This window comes from Metapseudomonas resinovorans, from assembly GCF_002003485.1.
Classification (GTDB): Bacteria; Pseudomonadota; Gammaproteobacteria; order Pseudomonadales; family Pseudomonadaceae; genus Metapseudomonas; species Metapseudomonas resinovorans_D.
The window spans coordinates 1-19,626 of record NZ_BDMA01000028.1 but is presented as its reverse complement, the minus strand read 5'-3'; the positions used below and the strand labels follow the sequence as shown (position 1 = coordinate 19,626).

At 65.6% G+C, this 19,626-nt stretch carries 16 protein-coding genes; 10 read left to right on the top strand and 6 right to left on the bottom strand.

Annotated features, from left to right (window positions below; translation table 11 throughout):
* Positions 1-98: 98 nt before the first annotated feature.
* The gene (locus MnOB_RS09420; RefSeq protein WP_077523965.1) at positions 99-1,226 is read right to left on the bottom strand and encodes an LLM class flavin-dependent oxidoreductase; all 1,128 of its coding nucleotides are present in this window, start codon (positions 1,224-1,226) and stop codon (positions 99-101) included.
* Between the two features lie 286 nt (positions 1,227-1,512).
* Positions 1,513-2,697 (bottom strand): flavin-dependent monooxygenase, encoded by a 1,185-nt coding sequence (locus MnOB_RS09415; protein WP_077523964.1) that lies wholly within the window; start codon positions 2,695-2,697, stop codon positions 1,513-1,515.
* A 604-nt stretch (positions 2,698-3,301) separates the two neighbouring features.
* Between MnOB_RS09415 and MnOB_RS09410 the strand changes: the two genes are divergently transcribed.
* From MnOB_RS09410 to MnOB_RS09385, 6 genes are all read left to right on the top strand, one after another.
* Entirely contained in the window at positions 3,302-3,808 is a 507-nt protein-coding gene (locus MnOB_RS09410; RefSeq protein ID WP_077523963.1) for a flavin reductase family protein, read from the top strand.
* Between the two features lie 9 nt (positions 3,809-3,817).
* Positions 3,818-5,494: an FAD-binding protein gene (locus MnOB_RS09405; RefSeq protein ID WP_077523962.1), complete on the top strand. Its 1,677-nt coding sequence runs from the start codon at positions 3,818-3,820 to the stop codon at positions 5,492-5,494.
* The gene (locus MnOB_RS09400; RefSeq protein ID WP_077523961.1) at positions 5,491-6,249 is read left to right on the top strand and encodes a glucose 1-dehydrogenase; all 759 of its coding nucleotides are present in this window, start codon (positions 5,491-5,493) and stop codon (positions 6,247-6,249) included. The genes MnOB_RS09405 and MnOB_RS09400 overlap by 4 nt, the downstream gene beginning before the upstream one ends.
* A 13-nt stretch (positions 6,250-6,262) precedes the next feature.
* A complete protein-coding gene (locus MnOB_RS09395; protein WP_077523960.1) occupies positions 6,263-7,321 on the top strand; it encodes a ferredoxin--NADP reductase in 1,059 nt (352 codons plus the stop codon).
* Between the two features lie 324 nt (positions 7,322-7,645).
* Positions 7,646-8,419: an SDR family NAD(P)-dependent oxidoreductase gene (locus MnOB_RS09390; protein WP_077523959.1), complete on the top strand. Its 774-nt coding sequence runs from the start codon at positions 7,646-7,648 to the stop codon at positions 8,417-8,419.
* A gap of 65 nt (positions 8,420-8,484) precedes the next feature.
* The gene (locus tag MnOB_RS09385; protein WP_077523958.1) at positions 8,485-10,053 is read left to right on the top strand and encodes a FadD3 family acyl-CoA ligase; all 1,569 of its coding nucleotides are present in this window, start codon (positions 8,485-8,487) and stop codon (positions 10,051-10,053) included.
* A 210-nt stretch (positions 10,054-10,263) separates the two neighbouring features.
* On the opposite strand, the gene MnOB_RS09380 is transcribed toward MnOB_RS09385, so the two are convergent.
* The 4 genes from MnOB_RS09380 to MnOB_RS09365 form a co-directional block, all read right to left on the bottom strand.
* Positions 10,264-11,427, bottom strand: coding sequence for a helix-turn-helix transcriptional regulator (locus MnOB_RS09380; protein ID WP_077523957.1), 1,164 nt, complete (start codon positions 11,425-11,427; stop codon positions 10,264-10,266).
* 193 nt (positions 11,428-11,620) lie between these two features.
* A complete protein-coding gene (cysN, locus tag MnOB_RS09375; RefSeq protein ID WP_077523956.1) occupies positions 11,621-13,495 on the bottom strand; it encodes a sulfate adenylyltransferase subunit CysN in 1,875 nt (624 codons plus the stop codon).
* Positions 13,495-14,553, bottom strand: coding sequence for a sulfate adenylyltransferase subunit CysD (gene cysD, locus MnOB_RS09370; protein WP_265093681.1), 1,059 nt, complete (start codon positions 14,551-14,553; stop codon positions 13,495-13,497). The genes cysN and cysD overlap by 1 nt, the downstream gene beginning before the upstream one ends.
* A complete protein-coding gene (locus MnOB_RS09365) occupies positions 14,495-14,965 on the bottom strand; it encodes an SRPBCC domain-containing protein (protein WP_077523954.1) in 471 nt (156 codons plus the stop codon). Before MnOB_RS09365 ends, cysD begins: the two co-directional genes overlap by 59 nt.
* 290 nt (positions 14,966-15,255) lie before the next feature.
* On the opposite strand from MnOB_RS09365, the gene MnOB_RS09360 reads away from it, so the two are divergent.
* From MnOB_RS09360 to MnOB_RS09345, 4 genes are all read left to right on the top strand, one after another.
* The gene (locus MnOB_RS09360; RefSeq protein ID WP_077523953.1) at positions 15,256-16,368 is read left to right on the top strand and encodes a DUF1214 domain-containing protein; all 1,113 of its coding nucleotides are present in this window, start codon (positions 15,256-15,258) and stop codon (positions 16,366-16,368) included.
* Entirely contained in the window at positions 16,365-17,558 is a 1,194-nt protein-coding gene (locus tag MnOB_RS09355) for a sulfotransferase family protein (protein ID WP_077523952.1), read from the top strand. Before MnOB_RS09360 ends, MnOB_RS09355 begins: the two co-directional genes overlap by 4 nt.
* Positions 17,559-17,668: 110 nt before the next feature.
* Positions 17,669-18,457: an SDR family oxidoreductase gene (locus tag MnOB_RS09350; protein WP_077523951.1), complete on the top strand. Its 789-nt coding sequence runs from the start codon at positions 17,669-17,671 to the stop codon at positions 18,455-18,457.
* Between the two features lie 16 nt (positions 18,458-18,473).
* The gene (locus tag MnOB_RS09345; RefSeq protein WP_077523950.1) at positions 18,474-19,460 is read left to right on the top strand and encodes an acetyltransferase; all 987 of its coding nucleotides are present in this window, start codon (positions 18,474-18,476) and stop codon (positions 19,458-19,460) included.
* Positions 19,461-19,626: the final 166 nt, after the last annotated feature.

The window sequence follows — 19,626 nt, the reverse complement described above, 5'->3', positions numbered from 1 at the left end:
CCGGGAATATCCGCGCCACGGCTTTCCGCCGATCCAGCGCCGCAAAAAAGAAAACGGGCCCGAAGGCCCGTTTTTTATTCCTCACTCCGCTGCTCAGGTCAGTCCTTCTGTTTGCGGAAGTAGGGAATCACGTGCTCGCCGATGTTCTTCAGCGTTTCGAGCTGCGCCCACTGTGGCACGGTGCCCATCTGGCAGATGAAGAGGATTTCGTCGGCGCCGGCGTCGATCAGGCGTTGCACGTAGCCGATGCAGTCCTGCACGGTGCCGTAGGCATGGTTGGGGTTCATCATCGCCATGGTCGGGTCGGAGAAGTCGACTTTCACCTCCTCGGAAGCGAAGCGCGACTTGATCACCGCCTGGCCGTTGCCGTCGACGAAGGTGTCGTCCTTCCACTTCTCCGGGTCCGGACGCTCACCGCCGGCGTACCAGTAGGCCAGGGATTCCATGAAGTAACGCTGGCCACGGATGCCGATGTGGCGAGCCTTCTCGTTGTCGTCCAGGACGATGGCCGGGCACAGGGCGGCGATGTGGCGATTCGGGCGGAAGCCCACCTGGTTCTTCTCGTCACGGTTGTCCCAGGCCTCGTGGTACACGGCGACCTTCTTGGCGATCTCCTCGGGGCCGCCGAAGCCCAGCACCAGTGCACCCATGCCACGGCCGCCGGCGTTCTTCAGCGACTCGGTGTTGGTGCAGGCCAGGTACATCGGTGGGTGCGGGTCCTGGTAGGGCTTGGGATGGATCGGGCGTTTCGGGATCTTCACGAAGTCGCCGTTATGTTCGATCTCGTCCTGCACGAACATCTTCGGGATCAGGTACATGGCTTCGTCGATCTGCGGCTGCAGGGTCGCCAGGTCGTAGCCGAAGGTGCCGGCCTCCTGCTGGGTGCCGCCCTTGCCCACGCCGAAGTGCACGCGGCCCTTGGACAGGAGGTCGAGGGTGGCGATGCGCTCGGCCACCTTTACCGGGTGGTTCATGGCCGGCGGCAGGCAGACCACGCCGTGGCCAATGCCGATGCGCTCGGTCTTGCCGGCGACGAAGGCCAGCATGGTTTCCGGCGCCGACATGTGGGAGTAGTTGGTCAGCGCGGTGTGTTCCACGCACCAGAAAGTGTCGAAACCGAGCTTGTCGGCGAGTACGGCCTGCTCGACGGTTTCGTCGAAGATGCGACGGTCGCCCTCGCGGCTGGAGTCGATCGTCTGTGCCTCGTAGATCAGGGAGAATTTCATGCGCTTGGCCCTTCTTGTTCTTCGTTCGGTCAACCCGGAGAACCCAGGTCTTGAGCGCATGGTGTGGGATCGAAAACGGCGCTGAATCCCCCAAACAGACTAATCATCTTGATGCCCCCGCACAGCACGACGCCCGCGCGGGGCGGGCGTCGTGACGAAAGGCGGATCGTGGCTCGATACGTAGGGTGGACGTCGCTTTTTACGTCCACCGGCGGTGCTGGACCGAGTCGTGATGGTGGATGAAAAGAGCGTCATCCACCCTACGATTCGCCGTGCATCCGATGCTTCAGAGGAAGAAGTCGGTGCTGTCCAACCCCATTCCGACGCCGCCCAGGTTGAGGGCGTACTTGCCCGGGCAGTTGGCCACGTGGGCGCGCCCGGTGTGGATATCGCGGAAGGCGCGGTTGATACCGTGCTGGCGGAAGATGGTAGAGGCGCCGCTGTTGTACATCAGCGCTTCCACCGCCTGGGCGCACTTGTCGGGGACGATGGCGGAGTCGTAGCGCATCTTCACCCGCTCGGCCATGGTCAGCCCTTCGCCCGCCTTGGCGCGCTGCATCATCAGGTCGAAGTTGCGCAGCAATACCGTGCGGCATTCATCCACCGTGACCATGGCGTTGGCCAGCGCGGTCTGGGCGCCGGGGTCCTGGATGATCTTGCGGCCATCGTTCACGCCGACGCGGCTCTTGTTGGCCTCGATGAACAGGTCGATGGCCCCCTGCAATGCCCCGATGGTGGAAGAGGAAACCGCCCGCACGAAAATCTGCCCGAAGGGCAGGCGGAACAGCGGATCGGTGTTCACCGCGTTGCCCGGGCTGTTCTGCAGGAAGCCGTCGATGGAGCGGTGGGTGCGGTGCTCGGGCACGAACACGTCCTCCACCAGCACGTCGTGGGAGCCGGTGGCTTCCAGCCCCATCACGTCCCAGTTGTCGAGGATGCTGTAGTCGCTGCGTGGCACCAGGAAGGTGCGGTAATCCGGGCCGTCGCCTTCCTTCTCCGGTGGCACCATGGCGCCGAGGAAGGCCCACTGGCAGTGCTTGCTGCCCGAGGAGAAACCCCAGCGGCCGCTGAGGCGGTAGCCTCCGTCGACGCGGGTGACCTTGCCCACCGGCATGTAGGAGGAGGAGATCAGCACGCTCGAATCCTGGCCCCAGACATCCTGCGCCGCGCGGTCGTCGAACAGCGCCAGCTGCCAGTTGTGGATGGCCACCACGCCCAGCACCCAGGCGGACGACATGCAGCCCTCGGCAAGGGTCATCTGCACTTCGAAGAAGTCACGCGGCTCCAGCTCGTAGCCCTCCCAGCGCGCGGGCTGGAGGATGCGGAAGAAGCCCGCTTCGTGGAAATCGCGGATGGTCTCTTCCGGCAGCTGGCCGTTCTTTGCAGCCAGTGGCGCGCGTTCGCGCAGCACCGGCACCAGCTCTTTGGCACGTTGTTTCAGGCGTTGGCGGATCAGGTCGTGGTCGAGCATGTTGTTGTTCTCCTGTTGAAGGCTTTTCCACCTATCGCCGGGCATTCAAACAACGGGCAAGCGGGGCGGCATCCTTCAAACGGACCATATGGCGGGGATGTCCCATGGGGACCGCTCTTCGTAGGGGCGAATTCATTCGCCAAGGGCAGCGCAGCTGCCCCCTGGAGGTTTCAGGGCAGTCCTTCGGCCTGCTTGGCGAGTAAACATCCACGTTCGTAGAACGTGGACTTGCGGTAGCCCCCTGGACGGGGGCGAATCCACCACCGAGCACAACGCCGACCTCTTTCGCCCGCTCTGGACCGTAGGGTGCGCTGTGCGCACCGACTTCAGGACCAGCTTCGGCACCAGGCCAAACCGCCGGTGCGCACGGCGCACCCTACCCGATCGCCTTCATCCTGCTAGCCCGAGCATTCGAATCGTCACAGGCAGAGCCGATGACTCATGACCACGTCCTCAGGACGTGGTTTCCCAAGTTCAAATGAATTCGCCCCTACAGGAAAAGCGGCCGCTGCAACGGCGTTCTGACTAGTCCCCTCGGACGATGACTGCCCCGGGGGCCTGGCGAAAAATCGGCAGCACTCCAGAACAACAAGAGGGCAGTGCGATGAGCCAGGCCGATCTGAAAGGCGAGATGCTCCAGGCGATGCGTCGTCTGGCCAAGTCCGTGACCATCATCACCACCAGCAATGGCCAGGAGCGGTTCGCCATGTCCGCCACTGCGGTGGATTCGCTTTCCACCGAGCCGCCGTCGCTGCTCATCTGCGTGAACAAGACCGCATCGCTGCATGCCGTGCTGGATGCCGGTGCGGACTTCTGTGTGAACATCCTTGGGCTGGAGCAGGAAGGGCTTTCCCATCTGTGCAGCGGCCCGGTGAAGGGTGAAGCGCGCTTCCAGCAGGGCGACTGGCGCAGCAGCGAGGGTGGCATTCCCTACCTGGGCGATGCCCAGTCCGCGATCCTCTGCCAGCAGGACGGCAAGTTCAGCTATGGCACCCACACCATCTTCATCGGCCGCATCGTGGAGATTCACAACAGTGTCGAGATCAGTCCGCTGGTCTATCTCAATGGCGCCTACACCACCACGGCATCGTCCCTGGTAGTAGCGAACTGAGGGCACGCCATGACCGCCATGGAGCAAAGCCCCGAAACGCCGCTGCGGGTACGTGACGCCGCGCAGCTGAACTGGGATGACAGCGCCGACCTGCTGGTGGTCGGCTTTGGGGGCGCCGGTGTCTGCGCCGCCATCGAGGCTGCCAGCCAAGGCGTTTCCGTGCTTGCCCTGGAGCGTTTCGCTGGCGGTGGCGCCACGGCGCGCAGCGGCGGTGTGGTCTATGCCGGTGGCGGTACCCCACATCAGGCCGAAGCCGGTGTGGAGGACTCGCCCGAGGCCATGTTCGACTACCTGCGCCAGGAAGTCGGAGATGCCGTTTCAGCCGAGACCCTGCGCGGGTTCTGCGAGAACAGCGTCGCCAACCTGGCCTGGCTGGAACGCCACGGCGCAGCCTTCCAGGGCAGTGTGCCGCCGCTGAAAACCTCTTACCCCAGCGACCAGTATTTCCTCTACTACTCCGGTAACGAGGCAGTACCGAGCTATGCCGCGCAGGCCCGTCCGGCGCCCCGTGGCCATCGAGCCCTCGGCTCGGGTATGTCAGGCATCAACCTGTTTCGTCCGCTGGCTGCCAGTGCGCAGCAACTCGGTGTGCGCGTGCAGCGCCAGAGCGAGGTGCGCAGACTGGTACTGGACGACTCCGGCGCCGTGCTCGGCGTCGAAGCCTGGGCACTGCCGGCGGGTAGCCGCGCGGCAAAAAAACATGCGCGCCTGAGCCGCTGGACCGATGCCATCCATCCTTATGCGCCGGCGCTTGCCGATCGCTGGCGCCGCAAGCTGCGTGCGCTGGAGCTGACCCACGCCAAGCGTCGGCTGATTCGCGCCCACCACGGCGTGCTGCTCAGTGCCGGCGGCTTCGTGTTCAACCGCGCCATGCTCACGGTGAATGCGCCGCGCTACCTCGACGGACTGCCACTGGGGACCAGCGGTTGCGATGGCAGCGGCATCCGCCTTGGCCAGAGCGTTGGCGGTCGCACCGCGCGCATGGAACGGGCGAGCGCCTGGCGTTTCATCAATCCGCCGCTGGCCTGGGCCCGTGGCCTGATTGTCAATGCCGAAGGCCGACGCTACTGCAACGAAGAGGTGTACGGCGCCAGGCTCGGCCACGCCATGGTGGAAGAGCAGGGCGGCCGCGCCATCCTCATCCTCAACCGTGCGCTGATGAAGGAAGCCTACGCGCAGGTCGGGCCGGGCAAGGTCTGGTCCTTCCAGCGCTTGCCTGCGGTGCTCAACATGCTGTTCAACGCCCGCCGTGGCCGCAGCCTTGCCGAGCTGGCGGAGCGCAGCGGCTTGCCGCAAGCGAACCTCGAACGCACGGTCGCCGCCTACAACGCTGCGGCGCGGGGGGATCGCGACGACGAACTGGGCAAATCAAAAGCGTTCCTCGCGCCCCTGGACGAAGGTCCCTGGTACGCCCTGGACCTCTCGTTCGATAGCAAGCTCTTCCCCTGTCCCGTGATCACCCTCGGCGGCCTGACCGTGTGCGAACGCAGCGGGCAGGTGCTGGCGGATGACGGCCAGCCCGTCCCCGGCCTGTTCAGCGCCGGCCGCAATGCGGTGGGCGTGGCCTCCAATTTCTATGTGTCCGGCCTGTCCCTGGCCGACTGCGTCCACTCTGGACGGCGGGTCGGCGTGTATGTGGCGGGTCTGGTTCGTGCCGCTCTGGCTTCCCAAGGAGAACAACAATGAAACGAGTCGAAGGCAAGGTTTGTATCGTCACTGGCGCCGCCAGCGGTGTAGGGCGCGAAGACGCGCTGCTGCTGGCCAGCGAAGGGGCGAAGGTGGTACTCACCGATCTCAATGAAGAAGCCGGCCGCCAGGTGGCTGCCGAGATCGGCGCCAATGCGATCTTCGTTCGCCAGGACATCGCCAGCGAGGCCGATTGGCAGAACGTCATCAAGCTCACCCTGGAGAAATTCGGCCGTCTCGACGTGCTGGTGAACAACGCCGCCATCCTGGCCATGGCCAGCATCGAGGACACCAGCCTGGAGCTGTGGCAGAAGGTCCAGCGCATCAACAGCGACGGTTACTTCCTCGGCTGCAAGTACGCCATTTCGGCGATGAAGGACAGCGGTGGCGGCTCCATCGTCAACATGTCCTCGGTAGCGGCACTGGGCGGCATGCCAGCGTTCTGCGCCTACTCCGCCTCCAAGGGCGCAGTGGCCGCGCTGACCCGTTCGGTGGCACTGCACTGCAAGGAGCAGGGCTACCGCATCCGTTGCAACAGCGTGCACCCGGACGGCATCAACACCCCGATGACCCAGGCCCTGGCCGGTGGTCAGCCGATTCCCCAGGAAGTACTGGACCAGAACCCGAAGAACCGCATGTGCGCGCCGCGCGACATCGCCAGCCTGGTGCTCTTCCTCGCTTCCGACGAATCGCGCTTCATCAATGGCAGCGAGCTGCGCATCGACAACGCGCAGACCATCAGCGGCCTGCTTTGATCCGGAGAGTGTGATGGGTAGCGTGCAGCCACTTGTGATCGAGCCGCAGCAGTCCGGCACCTTCCAGCTGGAAGTGGCCGAGGTGATCAGCGAGACCCACGACAGCCGTTCGCTGGTGCTGCGGATTCCCGCCGACCTGGAAGCGCGCTTCCAGTACAAGGCGGGGCAGTACCTGGGCTTTCGCGTGGTGCTCGGTGGCAAGCGGCTGACGCGCTGCTATTCCATGTCCAGTTCGCCGGATTGCGACACCCTGCCCAAGGTCACCATCAAGCGGGTGGAAGGCGGTCGGGTGTCCAACTGGTTCAACGACCAGGTACGCCCCGGCGACCTGCTGGAGGTGCTGCCGCCAGCCGGGCACTTCCACCTGCGCCCCGGTGAGCATGACCTGGTGTTGTTTGGTGGTGGCTCGGGGATCACGCCGGTGTTCTCCATCCTCAAGTCGGCGCTGAAGACCACCGACCGCCGGATCAAGCTGGTGTACGCCAATCGCGACGAGGCTTCGGTGATTTTCCGCGACGAGCTGAAGGCACTGGCCAAGGCCCATGTGGAGCAGCTGGAAGTGGTGCATGTGCTGGATTCGGTGCAGGGCTTCCTCAGCGCGGGTGAAGTACGCCAACTGGTGCGCGGCCACGCCGGTGCGGAGTTCTACATCTGCGGGCCGGGGCCCTTCATGGACACCGTCGAAGGTGCGCTGCTGGGGCTGGGGGAAGCGCGCGAGCGCATCCATGTGGAGCGCTTTGTCTCGCCGCCCGATCCGGATGCCCAGGAGGCCGTTCCGACTGCCGCTGGCGTCGAGGCGGAGCAGTTGCTGGTGGAGCTCGACGGCCAGCTTGCCGAGGTGCCCGTGCAATCCGGCGAGACCCTGCTGCAGAGCATGCGCAATGCCGGTCTCGACGCGCCTTACTCCTGCGAAGAAGGTTTCTGCGGCGCCTGCATGTGCAAGGTGGAGGAGGGCGAAGTGGTGCTCTCCCGCAACGATATTCTCAGCCCCGCCGAACTCGCCGAAGGCTGGACCCTGGCGTGCCAGGGCCGTCCCGGCAGCGCGCGGCTGAAACTGAAGTTTCCGGGGTGACAGCCGGGGACTACCGCCCTCACCGGTGGTATTGAGCGTGTATGTCTGTGCCTTTACACCCGGCTTCGGCCGGGTTTTTTATTTGCAGGGCACGGGCTATCTGTAGGGTGGAAGTCGCTTTTTACTTCCACCGACGGTGTTTCCGGTGGGCACCGATGGTGGATCGGTAAAGCGTGATCCACCCTACGGCCGCTACTGGCTTTCGCGAATGAATTCGCTCCCACAAGGGCTGGAGTGGTAGTCCCATCGGACGATCACTACCGCCCCTGGCGACGGTAAACTCCGCCGAAAACCCCATTCCAAGAACAAGCAACGAGGTTTCCCATGGCACGTCTGTCTAACAAGGTCGCGGTCATCACCGGAGCTGCATCGGGTATCGGTCTCGCCTGTGTTCGTCGTTTCGCCGCCGAAGGCGCGCAGGTCATCGGACTGGATCTGGGCGAGCCTCGCGCGGATGTCGCCGCGAGCCTGGAAGGGCTGAGCCCGGCACCGGTGTTCATGAGCCTCGATGTGTGCGATGAAGCGCGTGTGCAGGCCGTCATGGAAGAGGTGGTTGCACGCTTCGGTCGCATCGACGCCCTGGTCAACGCCGCTGGCATCGCCAGCCGTGGCAGCATCACCGAGACCACTACCGAGGAATGGCGCCGGGTCCTGGATATCCACCTGACCGGCTCCATGCTCACCAGCCGCTACGCGCTGCCGCAGATGCTCGCCCAGCGCAGTGGTTCGATCATCAATTTCGGCTCGATCTTCGGCCTGCAGGGCTGCGACGGCAACGCCGCGTACAACACTGCAAAAGGCGGCATCACCCAGCTGACCCGCTCCATGGCCATCGATTACGGCCACGCCAATGTCCGCGTCAACGGCCTCTGCCCCGGCCTGATCGATACGCCCATGACCCAGATGGTCAAGGAACAGAAGGAATTCCATGCCTACTTCGCCTCGCAGCACATGCTCTGCCGTGCCGGTCAGCCGGACGAAGTGGCCAGCGTGGCGCTGTTCCTCGCTTCCGACGACGCCTCCTTCGTCAGTGGCCAGATGATCGCGGTGGACGGTGGCTTCTCCGCCGGCCGTCGCTTCGCACCGCCACAAGCCTGATTTCTTTGCCTTGACCACGGCCGGGTTCGCCCGGCCGCTGCCCCGTCTCGCCCCGAGAAAAGCCCATGACCGACCTTGAAAGCGCCCTGACCATCCCTGAACTGCTGGCCGCCGCCGCGACCCGTTACGGCGAGTCCATGGCCATCGAGGAAGACGGCACCCGCATCTCTTATCACCAGCTTGACCAGCTGCGCCGTCAGGCCGCCCGCGCCTTGCTGGCGCTGGATATCCAGGCCGGTGAACGGGTGGCGATCTGGGCGCCGAACATCCACGAATGGATAGTCGCCGCCATCGCCCTGCAGAGCGTCGGCGCGGTGCTGGTGCCGCTGAACACGCGGATGAAAGGCAGCGAGGCGGGCTTCATCCTGCGCGAGAGCGGCGCCAGCCTGCTGTTCGTGATCGGTGAATTCCTTGGCACCGACTACCCGTCGCTGCTGGCCGGTGAAGCGCTGCCGGACCTGCGCACGCGTATCTGTCTGCGCGGCGCGGCGCCGGACTGCCTGGGCTGGGACGATTTCATGGCGCTGGCGGGCGAGGTGTCCCCGGCGGAGTTGGTGGTGCGCGAGAGCCAGGTGGACCAGCACAGCCTGTCGGACCTGCTGTTCACCTCCGGCACCACCGGCAAACCCAAGGGCGTGATGACCGCCCACGGCCAGAACCTGCGCATCGTCCGTGACTGGAGCGCGATGGTCGGGCTGCGCCCGGGTGATCGCTACCTGATCGTCAACCCGTTCTTCCACAGCTTCGGCTACAAGGCTGGCTGGCTGGCGGCGCTGATGCGCGGTTGCTGCATCCTGCCGCAGCAGGTGTTCGACGTGCCGGTGATGCTGGAGCGCGTTGCCCGCGAGCGGGTGAACGTGCTGCCGGGGCCGCCGACGCTCTACCAGTCGATCCTGGCCTTCCCCGATCGCGAGCGCTTCGACCTTTCCAGCCTGCGGGTCGCGGTGACCGGGGCGGCTTCGGTGCCGGTAGAAATGGTACGGCGCATGCGCAGCGAGCTCGGCTTCGAAACCATCGTCACCGCCTACGGCCTGACCGAGGCCTGCGGCTTCGTCACCATCTGCCGTCCGGGGGATTCCGCTGAGCGGGTGGCGACCACCTCGGGCCGCGCCTTCCCCGACGTGGAAGTGCGCTGTGTCGACGCCACCGGCAACCCGGTACCGCCGGGCGAACCGGGCGAGCTGCTGGTGCGCGGATACAACTTGATGCAGGGCTACTTCAACAATCCTGAAGCCACCGCTGAAGCCATCGATGCCGAGGGTTGGCTGCACACTGGCGACGTGGGCGTGCTCGACGAAGACGGCTACCTGCGCATCACCGACCGCATCAAGGACATGTTCATCACCGGCGGATTCAATGTGTACCCGGCGGAAATCGAGCAGGTGATCCTGCGCTATCCGGGTGTGGCGCAGGCGGCGGTGATCGGCATCCCTGACGAGCGCCTGGGAGAGGTGGCCATGGCCTTCCTCCTGCCCGCATCCGGCCAGCAACTGGATACCGGTGCGTTCCTTGGCTGGTGCCGCGAGCAGATGGCCAACTACAAGGTCCCGCGCCGCGCGCAGGTGGTGGATGCCATGCCGTTGAACGCGGCGGGCAAGGTGACCAAGGACGCGCTGCGGCGATTGGCGGTGTAGCGGGGCGTTGATCCTGGTGGTGGGCTGAAGCCCACCCTACCGAGCGACGCCTTAAGTAGAGTGTGGGAGCGAATTCATTCGCGAAGAAAGCCCCTCACTCCAGTTGAGCCCCGCGCGCTACCGAACCGCTGATTGGTGCGCGCGGCGCACCCTACGGGTTGAGGCTGCGCTGCTTTGGTAGGGTGCGCCATGCGCACCGGTTGTTGGTCATCACGCCAACGAAGCCACGCTGTTCAGCAAGGTCTTCACCAATTGCGCCTGACGCGTGGCGCCGGTCTTGGCGAACACGCCGCGCAGGTGGGCGCGCACGGTGTTGCGGGATACGCCAAGTCGCTCGGCGCTTTCATCCAGGGTCAGGCCATCCATCATCAGCATCGCCACTTCGGTTTCCGTACGGGTCAGCTGGAACAGGCTGCGCAGCAGACACCGCGAGGCTTGCGGCGAGTCGCCGGGGTCGCGGATGAACACGGCCACTGCCGGCCGGCGAGCGTTGCCCTGGCCCTCGTAGTTCAGGGCGATGGGGCGCAGCAGCAGGTTGAGCGGCACCTCGCCGGTGGGGCGCGTCAGGGTCAATACCTCGATGCAGTCGTCCCGGCCGTGCTGGTGGTGCTGCAGCATGGTCTGGATGTTGCGCTGCAGGTTGCGGTTGTCCTGGCCGGCGAAGGCCCGCAGCTTGTCCTGGTGGCATTCGAGGCCATCCCGGGCGGCGAACAGGCGCTGGGCGGCCTGGTTGCTGTTCATCACCTTGCCCGTCTGGTCGAGGATGGCGGTGCCCACCAGCAGCCGGTCGATGGTCACGGCATAGAGGCGGCGCTCCGAGTCCAGCTGGTCCACTGTCGAGTGCAGGTCCACGGCCTGTTGCAGGTGCGGCAGTAATAGGCGTACCAGGGCCGTTTCCGCGGCGTCGAAATCCCGTCCTGAATGCCCCCGGCACGCGAACAGGGCGCAGTGCATACCAGCCGCCGTCTGCATGTTGGCCACCAGCACGTAACGCAGGTCGAGCGGCTGCAGGTAGCTCCGGTAGAAGTCGTGCGCGAGCCAGTGTTCGGTCCCCAGCACCTGGTCGGCGCTGACCACTTGCTCAACGGGCCAGTCCAGGAAGGGGCAGATGGCGTAGTAATGCTCGCTGTATGAAGGCTCGCCGGGCAAATGCGGGCCATGGATCGAGGCGTTGACGATCAGCCCCGGCCGCTCGTGGGCGGGATTGCGCAGCACCAGGGTCAGGTAGCTGGCGTCGAAGCGCCGGCGCAGCGCTTCCAGCAGGCTGGCCCAGGGCGTGGGTTCCTGCGGTCCGCGGTAGTTCAGTGCCAGCAGTTCGCTGAGTTCGGCGGCACTGATTCCCGCCAGTTCATGGGCATGTCGAAGGTCGTCCATCCTCGCCTCGCTTGTTGTGGTTGTCGGGCTGGATCGGCTGAGTATTGGCGTCGCGCGCTGTGGATAAATCGTCCGTTCGGCCTAGTGGCCGTGGCAGGGCGTCGGGATGCGGTAGGGTGCGCCGTGCGCACCGGAACCTCCGTGCGGAAATCCCGGTGCGCATGGCACACCCCACCGCTGGCCGCGCGCGCGATTAGAGCGACAGCAAATGCTCGACGATGCGCTCGGCGGCGGCTTCCGCGGTTTCGCTCGCCGTGTCGATTCGTAGGTCCGGTGCCAGCGGTGGCTCGTAGGGCGAATCGATGCCAGTGAAGTTCTTCAGCTCGCCGCGCCTGGCCTTCTGGTAGAGGCCCTTGGGGTCCCGGCTCTCGGCCAGTTCCAAGGATGCGTCGATGAAGATCTCCAGGAAGGCGCCGTCGCCCGCGAGGCCTCGTGCCAGTTCGCGTTCGGCGCGGAAGGGTGAGATGAACGACACCAGGGTGATCAGCCCCGCATCCAGCATCAGCCGCGCCACTTCGGCTACCCGGCGGATGTTCTCCACCCGGTCGGCTTCGCTGAAACCCAGGTCGCGGTTGAGGCCGTGGCGCACGTTATCGCCGTCCAGCAGATAGGTGTGCCGGCCCAGGGCGTGGAGCTTGCGTTCCACCAGGTTGGCGATGGTGGACTTGCCCGCCCCGGAAAGCCCGGTGAACCAGAGGATGCGCGGTGTCTGGCCTTTCAGCGTGGCACGGGCCGCACCGTTCACGTCGATGGCTTGCCAGTGCACGTTCTGTGCGCGACGCAGGGCGAAGTGCAGCATGCCGGCGCCGACGGTCTGGTTGCTCAGCCGGTCGATGATGATGAAACCGCCGGTATCGCGGTTATCCACATAGGGGTCGAAGGCGATCGGCTGGTCCAGGCTCAGGTTGCACACCCCGATCTCATTGAGTTCCAGGGTCCTGGCTGCGAGTTGCTCCAGGTTGTTGACGTTGACCTTGTGCTTCAAGGTGGCGCAGCTCATGCCGAGGGTGCGGCAGCCGATCTTCATCAGATAGGGGCGGCCAGGCAGCAGGGGCTCCTCGCCCATCCATACCAGGGTGGCTTCGAACTGGTCGGCCACGGCGGGCGGCGCATCGGCCCGCACGATCAGGTCGCCACGGCTGATGTCGATCTCGTCCTCCAGGGTCAGGGTCACGGCCTGGCCGCGGAACGCTTCCTCTTGTGCGCCGGCCATGCCGAGGATGCCGGCAACTCGGCTCTGCTGGCCGGAGGGCAGCACGCGGATGCGTTCGCCAATGCGGATGGTCCCCGCCGCGACGTTGCCGGCGAAGCCACGGAAGTCCAGGTTCGGGCGGTTCACCCATTGCACCGGCAGACGGAAGTCGGCGCCGGGGCGAGCTGTTTCGAGGGGCGCGCTCTCCAGATGCTGGAGAAGGGTAGGACCCTGATACCAGGGCATATTGGCGCTGCCTTCCAGCAGGTTGTCACCCTTGAGGGCCGACAGCGGAATGCACTGGATGTCGGTGAGGCCGAGCTGTGCGGCGAAGGCGCGGTAATCGGCTTCGATGCGATTGAAGACCTCCTCCGAGTAATCCATCAGGTCCATCTTGTTCACCGCCACCAGCACCTGGCGAATCCCCAGCAGCGAGACCAGGTAGCTGTGCCGGCGGGTCTGCGGCAGCAGGCCCTGGCGGGCGTCGATGAGGATCACCGCCAGGTCGGCAGTGGAGGCGCCGGTGACCATGTTGCGCGTGTACTGCTCGTGGCCGGGCGTGTCGGCGACGATGAATTTGCGCTTGTCGGTGGCGAAGAAACGGTAGGCCACATCGATGGTGATGCCTTGCTCACGCTCGGCGGCCAGGCCGTCCACCAGCAGGGCGAAATCCAGTTCGCCGCCCTGGGTGCCGAGCTTCTTCGAATCTACTTCCAGCTGGCCGAGCTGGTCTTCGAACAGCACCTTGGTCTCGTACAGCAGGCGGCCGATCAGGGTGCTCTTGCCATCGTCGACGCTGCCGCAGGTGATGAAGCGCAGCAGGTCCTTGTGTTGTTGCTGCTCGAGGTACTGGTCGAGTTCGATCTTGGCGTTCATCAGAAGTAGCCCTCTTGTTTCTTCTTCTCCATGGAACCAGCCGAGTCGCTGTCGATCAGCCGACCCTGGCGCTCGGAGGTACGGCTCACCAGCATTTCCTGGATGATTGCCGGCAGGTTGTCGGCGTCGCTGTCGATGGCGCCGGTCAATGGGTAGCAGCCCAGGGTGCGGAAGCGCACCTTGCGCAGCTCGGGGGATTCTCCGGGGAGCAGCGGCAGGCGCTCGTCATCGACCATGATCAGCGTGCCGTCGCGGCGCACCACCGGGCGCTCCTGGGCGAAGTAGAGCGGCACGATGGGAATGCCTTCGAGGTAGATGTATTGCCAGATATCCAGCTCGGTCCAGTTGGAGAGCGGGAACACCCGCAGGCTTTCGCCCTTGCGCTTGCGGGTGTTGTACAGGCGCCAGAGTTCCGGGCGCTGCTGCTTGGGGTCCCAGCGGTGCTGCTCGGAGCGGATCGAGAACACGCGCTCCTTGGCCCGGGATTTCTCCTCGTCGCGGCGGGCACCGCCGAAGGCCGCGTCGAAGCCGTACAGGTCCAGGGCCTGCTTCAGCCCCTGGGTCTTCCAGATATCGGTGTGCAGCGCTGAGCCGTGGGTGAAGGGATTGATCCCGCGTTCCTGGCCTTCCGGGTTGATGTGCACCAGCAGCTCAAGGCCCAGGCGCTCGGCGGTCTGGTCGCGGAAGGCGATCATTTCGCGGAACTTCCAGGTGGTGTCCACATGCAGCAGGGGGAAGGGCGGTTTGCCCGGAGCGAAGGCCTTCATCGCCAGGTGCAGCATGACCGCGCTGTCCTTGCCGATGGAGTAGAGCATCACCGGGTTTTCACACTCGGCGACCACTTCGCGGATGATCTGGACGCTTTCGGCTTCCAGGCGTTGCAGGTGAGTCAGCATCGCTTGCCTCCTTGGGTTGCGCCGGCTCCACGTGCTGCGAGCCGGCTTTTTTCCACGGTAGGGAAAGCGTCGTCGGGGGTTCTTCGTCCGAGCAGACGAAGTTTCAGCAGCTCGCGGCAAACAGCGCTTCGGCGCGTGCCTTGACCGCCAGGGCCACCGCATCGAAGCCCTGCTTGACCCAGGGGCCGTGCAGTTCCATCACCTGGTCGGCGGTGGCGCCGAGGAACAGGTCGGTGGTGTGGTAGCGGCAACTCTCCGCGCCGGTGGCTTCGATCAGCTGTTCACGGCGCGCGGCGTCGGGATTGCTCGCGCTGGCGTGCATCTCCCACGCCAGCAGGCGCGGCGGCTCGAAACTGGCCAGCTGCTCGACCACATGCAGCAGCTCGCCGGGGCTAGCGGGGTTGGGCAGGTACAGGTTCACCGGCTCGCCGAGGCGCAGGTTGGACTCCACCTTCACGGTGAAGGGGTTCCATTCGGGGTAGCGCGCAAGGTCCACCAGCACGGACCAGACCAGCTCGGCGGGGGCAGCGATATCCACAGTCAGCGACCGTACCAGGTTCTTTTCTTCAGCCATCAGGGATTCCTCGGGATTCAGGCATCGCACCGCGCGACGCCGATCCGGCCGATGCTCCGCGCCCGCTGTCGCCAGTTCCTCGTCCGGGTGGACTAGGTTCCCGCTCATTTCCTCGCTGTAGGAGCCAGCTTGCTGGCGAACAACGGGCTCCCCTTTCGCGAGCAAGCTCGCTCCTACATCCAGAAGCGAGCCAGTCGGTGATTTAGTCCGCCCAGACGAAGAATCCGACCTGTCCATCTCCCTAAGGTTTTCCCAGCGGCGGGTGTTCCGCCGGACCAGAGGAGACCGAAATGGCGACAGATGGAATCGAACAGCAGGTGCTGACCGGGCAGGTCTGGAGCGATTTCTGCGACCAGCTCAAACGGAGCGGTGAGCAGATCCTGCGAAGCGAGGCACCCAGCGATGCGCAGACCCGCGCCGAGGGCTTCCGCTACCTGACCCGCCTGCTGCGCATCGCCCTGGAAATGCACCTGGAATTCGCCGATCCGGACTTCCCCGGCTTCTTCTCGCCGTCGCACGAGACCGCAAAGATCGGCGCCGACAACCCGGACAACCTCTACCAGTACGCCCGCCTCAACGGCGCGAACCAGTACCGCGTCAGTGGTCGCCGGGGGAGCGTGTCCTACCTCAGTTTCGGCACCCAGAAGGGCGGCTACGAAAGCGACGGCAAGATGATCCAGACCGGTTTCATCGACGCCAGCCAACTGCAACTCGACGCTGATGGCAGCTTCGAAATCATCCTCAGCCAGGACCGCGTGGACACCGGCAACTGGCTGCGTCTGGAGCCCGAGAGCAACGCACTGATCATCCGCCAGACCTTCCTCGACCGCGCCAGCGAACAGCCGGCGCAGCTGCGCATCGAGCGTCTGGACAGCCAGCAGAAGCCCGAACCGCTGAGCGCGGAACGTCTGCAGCAGAGCCTGGGACGGGTCGCCAGCTTCGTCGAGAACACCGCGCGGCTGTTCGCCAACTGGGCCCAGGGCTACCAGGCCCATACCAACCAGCTGCCACCGGCGGACCAGGCCCTGTGCCAGGCGGTGGGCGGCGACCCGAACATCTTCTACTACCACGGCTACTGGTCGCTGGCGGCCGACGAGGCGCTGCTGATCGAAGTCGACCAGGTGCCGGATTGCGACTTCTGGAACCTGCAGATCAACAACTACTGGATGGAGTCCCTCGACTACCGCCATCACCGCATCTGCCTGAACAAGCACTCGGCGCAACCGGACGCCCGCGGCGGCGTGCGCATGGTGCTGAGCCACCGCGACCCGGGCCTGCCCAACTGGCTGGAAACCGCCGGCCACGCCGACGGCACCTTCTGCCTGCGCTGGGTCGGCGCCGAGCGTCCCTTCCACCCTGTTACCCGCGTGGTCAAGCTCGACCACCTCAAGGAGTTGCAATGACCAGTCCCATTCCCGCAGGTGATGATTTCGCCCTGGACAGCCTGCTGGCCGAAGCCAGCCGCCGCGCTGGTGGGCTCGACGACTTCGGCCCCGGTGACTACCGCCAGGCCCTTGAAGTGCTGGCGGATGCCTTGCACGCGGAGGCCAGGCTATCTGCCCAGGGGCGGGCGCTGCTCAGGGAAAAACTGGTGGCGCAGCTGGTGAACCGCCTGGTGATCGAGGATCACTGCAAGCGCCATCCGGAAATCCTCCAGCAGCCCATCGACGACCCGCTGGTGATCGTCGGCCTGCCGCGCACCGGCACTACGCTGCTGCAACGGCTACTGTCGGTGGACCCGCAGTTCAGCAAGGCGCAGTGGTGGGAAACCCGCTACCCGGCGCCGCTGGACGGCGAAACCTTGGAGCGGCCGCAGGTGCGGATCGAGCGGGCGCGCGCCGAGGTCGCGGCGATGATCGAGTTCGTGCCGCAGATCCTGGCGATCCATCCGCTGGACGCCGAGCAGCCGGATGAGGAGTTCATGCTCATGGAGCACTCCTTCCTCTGCGCCATGGATTCCTACGTCAACGTGCCGGCCTACACCGCCTGGCTCGACCGCCAGGACCAGACCCAGGTCTACGCGTACCTGAAGAAGATGCTGCAGTTCCTGCAATGGCAGCAGGCGCGTCGCGGCATCGCGCCGGGGCGTCGCTGGCTGCTGAAGAGCCCGCAGCACCTGCACACCCTGGAAGTCCTGTTGAAAGTCTTCCCGAAGGCGCAGGTGATCCTCACCCACCGGGACCCGGGCAAGACCATTCCGTCACTGGCGAGCTTTATCCACACCCTCTGGCAGATCTACAGCGACCAGGCCGATCCCGCTCAGGTCGGCGAACAGTGGAATAGCCGCATGGCCCGCGCCCTGCGCCACAGCATGGCGGTGCGCGAAGGGCGGCCGGCGAGCGCATTTTTCGACCTGCACTTCGAGGACACCGTGGCTGACCCGCTGGGAGTGGCCGAACGCATCTATCGCTTTGCCGGCCTGGAGCTGACGGCCCCGGTGCATGCGGCGATGGCCGATTGGCTGTCGCGCAATGGCCGCGAGAAGCGTGCGGCGCACCAGTACGACCCCGCCACCTTCGGCCTCGACGACGAGCGCCTGCAACGCGATTACGGCGATTACCGCGCCCGCTACCTGGCTGGTGCTTCTGTGTAGGAGCGAGCTTGCTCGCGAAGAGGAAGTCCCCATTCGCGAGCAAGAACCAGGCGTCCCCCTCGCTCCTACAAATAAAAAAAGCAGAACAACAAGAACAAGAGGAACTGAACATGCTGCTGAACGACAAGGTTGTAATGATCTCCGGCATCGGCCCGGGAATGGGCATCAAGCTCGCGCTGGAGGCGGCGCGCGAAGGTGCGCGCGCCGTGGCGATCTGCGCCCGCAACGAAGCGCGCCTGCGCGAGGCGGAAGAACGCATCCGCGCCGTCGAGGCCGACTGCCAGGTGCTCTGGATGCCCACCGACGTCAGCGACGCGAAGGCCTGCCAGGCCTTCGCCAAGGCCACCGTCGAGCGTTTCGGGCGCATCGATGCGCTGATCAACAGCGCCTATGCCCACGGCGGGTTTGACTCCCTGGAAGGCAGCACCGACCAGCAGATGCAGGAGGCCCTCGACGTCAACCTGATCGGTTCGCTGCACCTGAGCCGCGCGGTGCTGCCGCAGATGAAGGCGCAGCGCGCCGGGTCCATCGTCATGATCACTACCCTCGGGATGCACAAGCCCTACGCGGGGGGCGGCATCTACGCGATTTCCAAGGGCGCGCTGGCGGTGGCGGTGCGCTACCTGGCGGCCGAAGTGGCCGAGCATGGCTTGCGGGTGAACGGCCTGGCCTGCGGGCGGATGTGGGGCGAGCCGGTGCAGGCCCATCTGCGCGACTCTGCCGCCGCGCGGGGCGTCAGCGAGGACCAGGTGCGTGCCGAATTCTGCGCAGGGATTCCCGGTGGACGCATGCCGGGCGACGAGGAATGCGCCCGTGCAGCCTTGTTCCTGGTCTCCGACTACGCCAGCGCCATCAACGGTGCGCAGCTGGATGCCAACGGCGGCGAGCTGATGCGCTGAGCGCGGGGAGAGAAAGATGCTCGAACATTGCGCCTTCAATGGCGATGCGGACGGTCTCTGCGCCCTGCAGCAATTGCGCCTGGCCGGCGAACTGGCCGCAGACGTGCGCCTGGTCAGCGGCGTGAAGCGCGACATCGGCCTGCTCGACCGGGTGCAGGCCGGCCCAGGCGAGCGGGTCACGGTGCTGGACATTTCCCATGATCAGAATCGGTTGGACGTCGCGCGCCTGCTCGGCGCCGGTGCCAGCATCCGTTACTTCGATCACCACTTCGCCGGTGAATTGCCGGAGCACCCGGCGTTCGAGTCCTTCATCGACACGGCGGCGGATGTCTGTACCAGCCTGCTGGTGGATCGCTTCCTCGCGGGGCGATTCCATCGCTGGGCGGTGGCGGCGGCCTTCGGTGACGGTATGGCCGGGCCGGCGAGGGCGCTGGCCGAGCGTCATGGCCTGGACGCGGCGGAGGTCGGGGCACTGGAAGAGCTGGGCCAACTGCTCAACTACAACGCCTATGGCGACAGCCTGGACGATCTGCATTTCGATCCGCTGGCGCTGGCGGCGGAGCTGGTGCCCTACGAAGACCCGCTGGACTTCACCCGGCAGAGCGCCAGCTTCGCCCGCTTGCGTGAGGGGTACGGCGCCGACATGGCGGCGGCGGCCCGGCTCGAGCCCTGGTTGGCGGGGGAGGGTGCGACGCTCTATCGCTTGCCGGCAGAACCCTGGGCGCGGCGGGTCAGCGGGGTGCTGGCCAACCAGCTGGCCGCGCGGAACCCGAGGCGGGCACTGGGGCTGCTGAGCGCACGGGCCGATGGGGACTGGACCTTCAGCCTGCGAGTACCGGCCGACGCCGGCCTGGAAGCGGATGCCTTCTGCCGGGGCTTCGCGACTGGAGGCGGGCGCAAGCGCGCTGCTGGCATCAACCGCTTGCCGGCCGGGTCGTTGCAGGGATTCGCCGATGCGTTTCTGGGTAGTTATCCGGGGTCGGTGCAGCAGCTTGGCCGCTGACCGTCACGAATCGCGGGCTCGGCATTGCGCGACCTTCGACCACCGGTGCGCGCGGCGCACCCTACTAGGCGGTGTTCGATTCCCTATCCTGCCTGTCACCGGCACTTGGCTGACCGTAGGGTGCGCTGTGTGTTCAGCCGGGATACATGGGTAACGCCTGTCGGGG

Excerpts from the sequence above, each read along its gene's own strand:
- MnOB_RS09420 (WP_077523965.1), bottom strand. The coding sequence starts at position 1,226 with ATGAAATTCTCCCTGATCTACGAGGCACAGACGATCGACTCCAGCCGC.
- MnOB_RS09415 (WP_077523964.1), bottom strand. The coding sequence starts at position 2,697 with ATGCTCGACCACGACCTGATCCGCCAACGCCTGAAACAACGTGCCAAA.
- MnOB_RS09410 (WP_077523963.1), top strand. The coding sequence starts at position 3,302 with ATGAGCCAGGCCGATCTGAAAGGCGAGATGCTCCAGGCGATGCGTCGT.
- MnOB_RS09405 (WP_077523962.1), top strand. The coding sequence starts at position 3,818 with ATGACCGCCATGGAGCAAAGCCCCGAAACGCCGCTGCGGGTACGTGAC.
- MnOB_RS09400 (WP_077523961.1), top strand. The coding sequence starts at position 5,491 with ATGAAACGAGTCGAAGGCAAGGTTTGTATCGTCACTGGCGCCGCCAGC.
- MnOB_RS09395 (WP_077523960.1), top strand. The coding sequence starts at position 6,263 with ATGGGTAGCGTGCAGCCACTTGTGATCGAGCCGCAGCAGTCCGGCACC.
- MnOB_RS09390 (WP_077523959.1), top strand. The coding sequence starts at position 7,646 with ATGGCACGTCTGTCTAACAAGGTCGCGGTCATCACCGGAGCTGCATCG.
- MnOB_RS09385 (WP_077523958.1), top strand. The coding sequence starts at position 8,485 with ATGACCGACCTTGAAAGCGCCCTGACCATCCCTGAACTGCTGGCCGCC.
- MnOB_RS09380 (WP_077523957.1), bottom strand. The coding sequence starts at position 11,427 with ATGGACGACCTTCGACATGCCCATGAACTGGCGGGAATCAGTGCCGCC.
- cysN (WP_077523956.1), bottom strand. The coding sequence starts at position 13,495 with ATGAACGCCAAGATCGAACTCGACCAGTACCTCGAGCAGCAACAACAC.
- cysD (WP_265093681.1), bottom strand. The coding sequence starts at position 14,553 with ATGCGGTGGCCCTGGCGGTCAAGGCACGCGCCGAAGCGCTGTTTGCCG.
- MnOB_RS09365 (WP_077523954.1), bottom strand. The coding sequence starts at position 14,965 with ATGGCTGAAGAAAAGAACCTGGTACGGTCGCTGACTGTGGATATCGCT.
- MnOB_RS09360 (WP_077523953.1), top strand. The coding sequence starts at position 15,256 with ATGGCGACAGATGGAATCGAACAGCAGGTGCTGACCGGGCAGGTCTGG.
- MnOB_RS09355 (WP_077523952.1), top strand. The coding sequence starts at position 16,365 with ATGACCAGTCCCATTCCCGCAGGTGATGATTTCGCCCTGGACAGCCTG.
- MnOB_RS09350 (WP_077523951.1), top strand. The coding sequence starts at position 17,669 with ATGCTGCTGAACGACAAGGTTGTAATGATCTCCGGCATCGGCCCGGGA.
- MnOB_RS09345 (WP_077523950.1), top strand. The coding sequence starts at position 18,474 with ATGCTCGAACATTGCGCCTTCAATGGCGATGCGGACGGTCTCTGCGCC.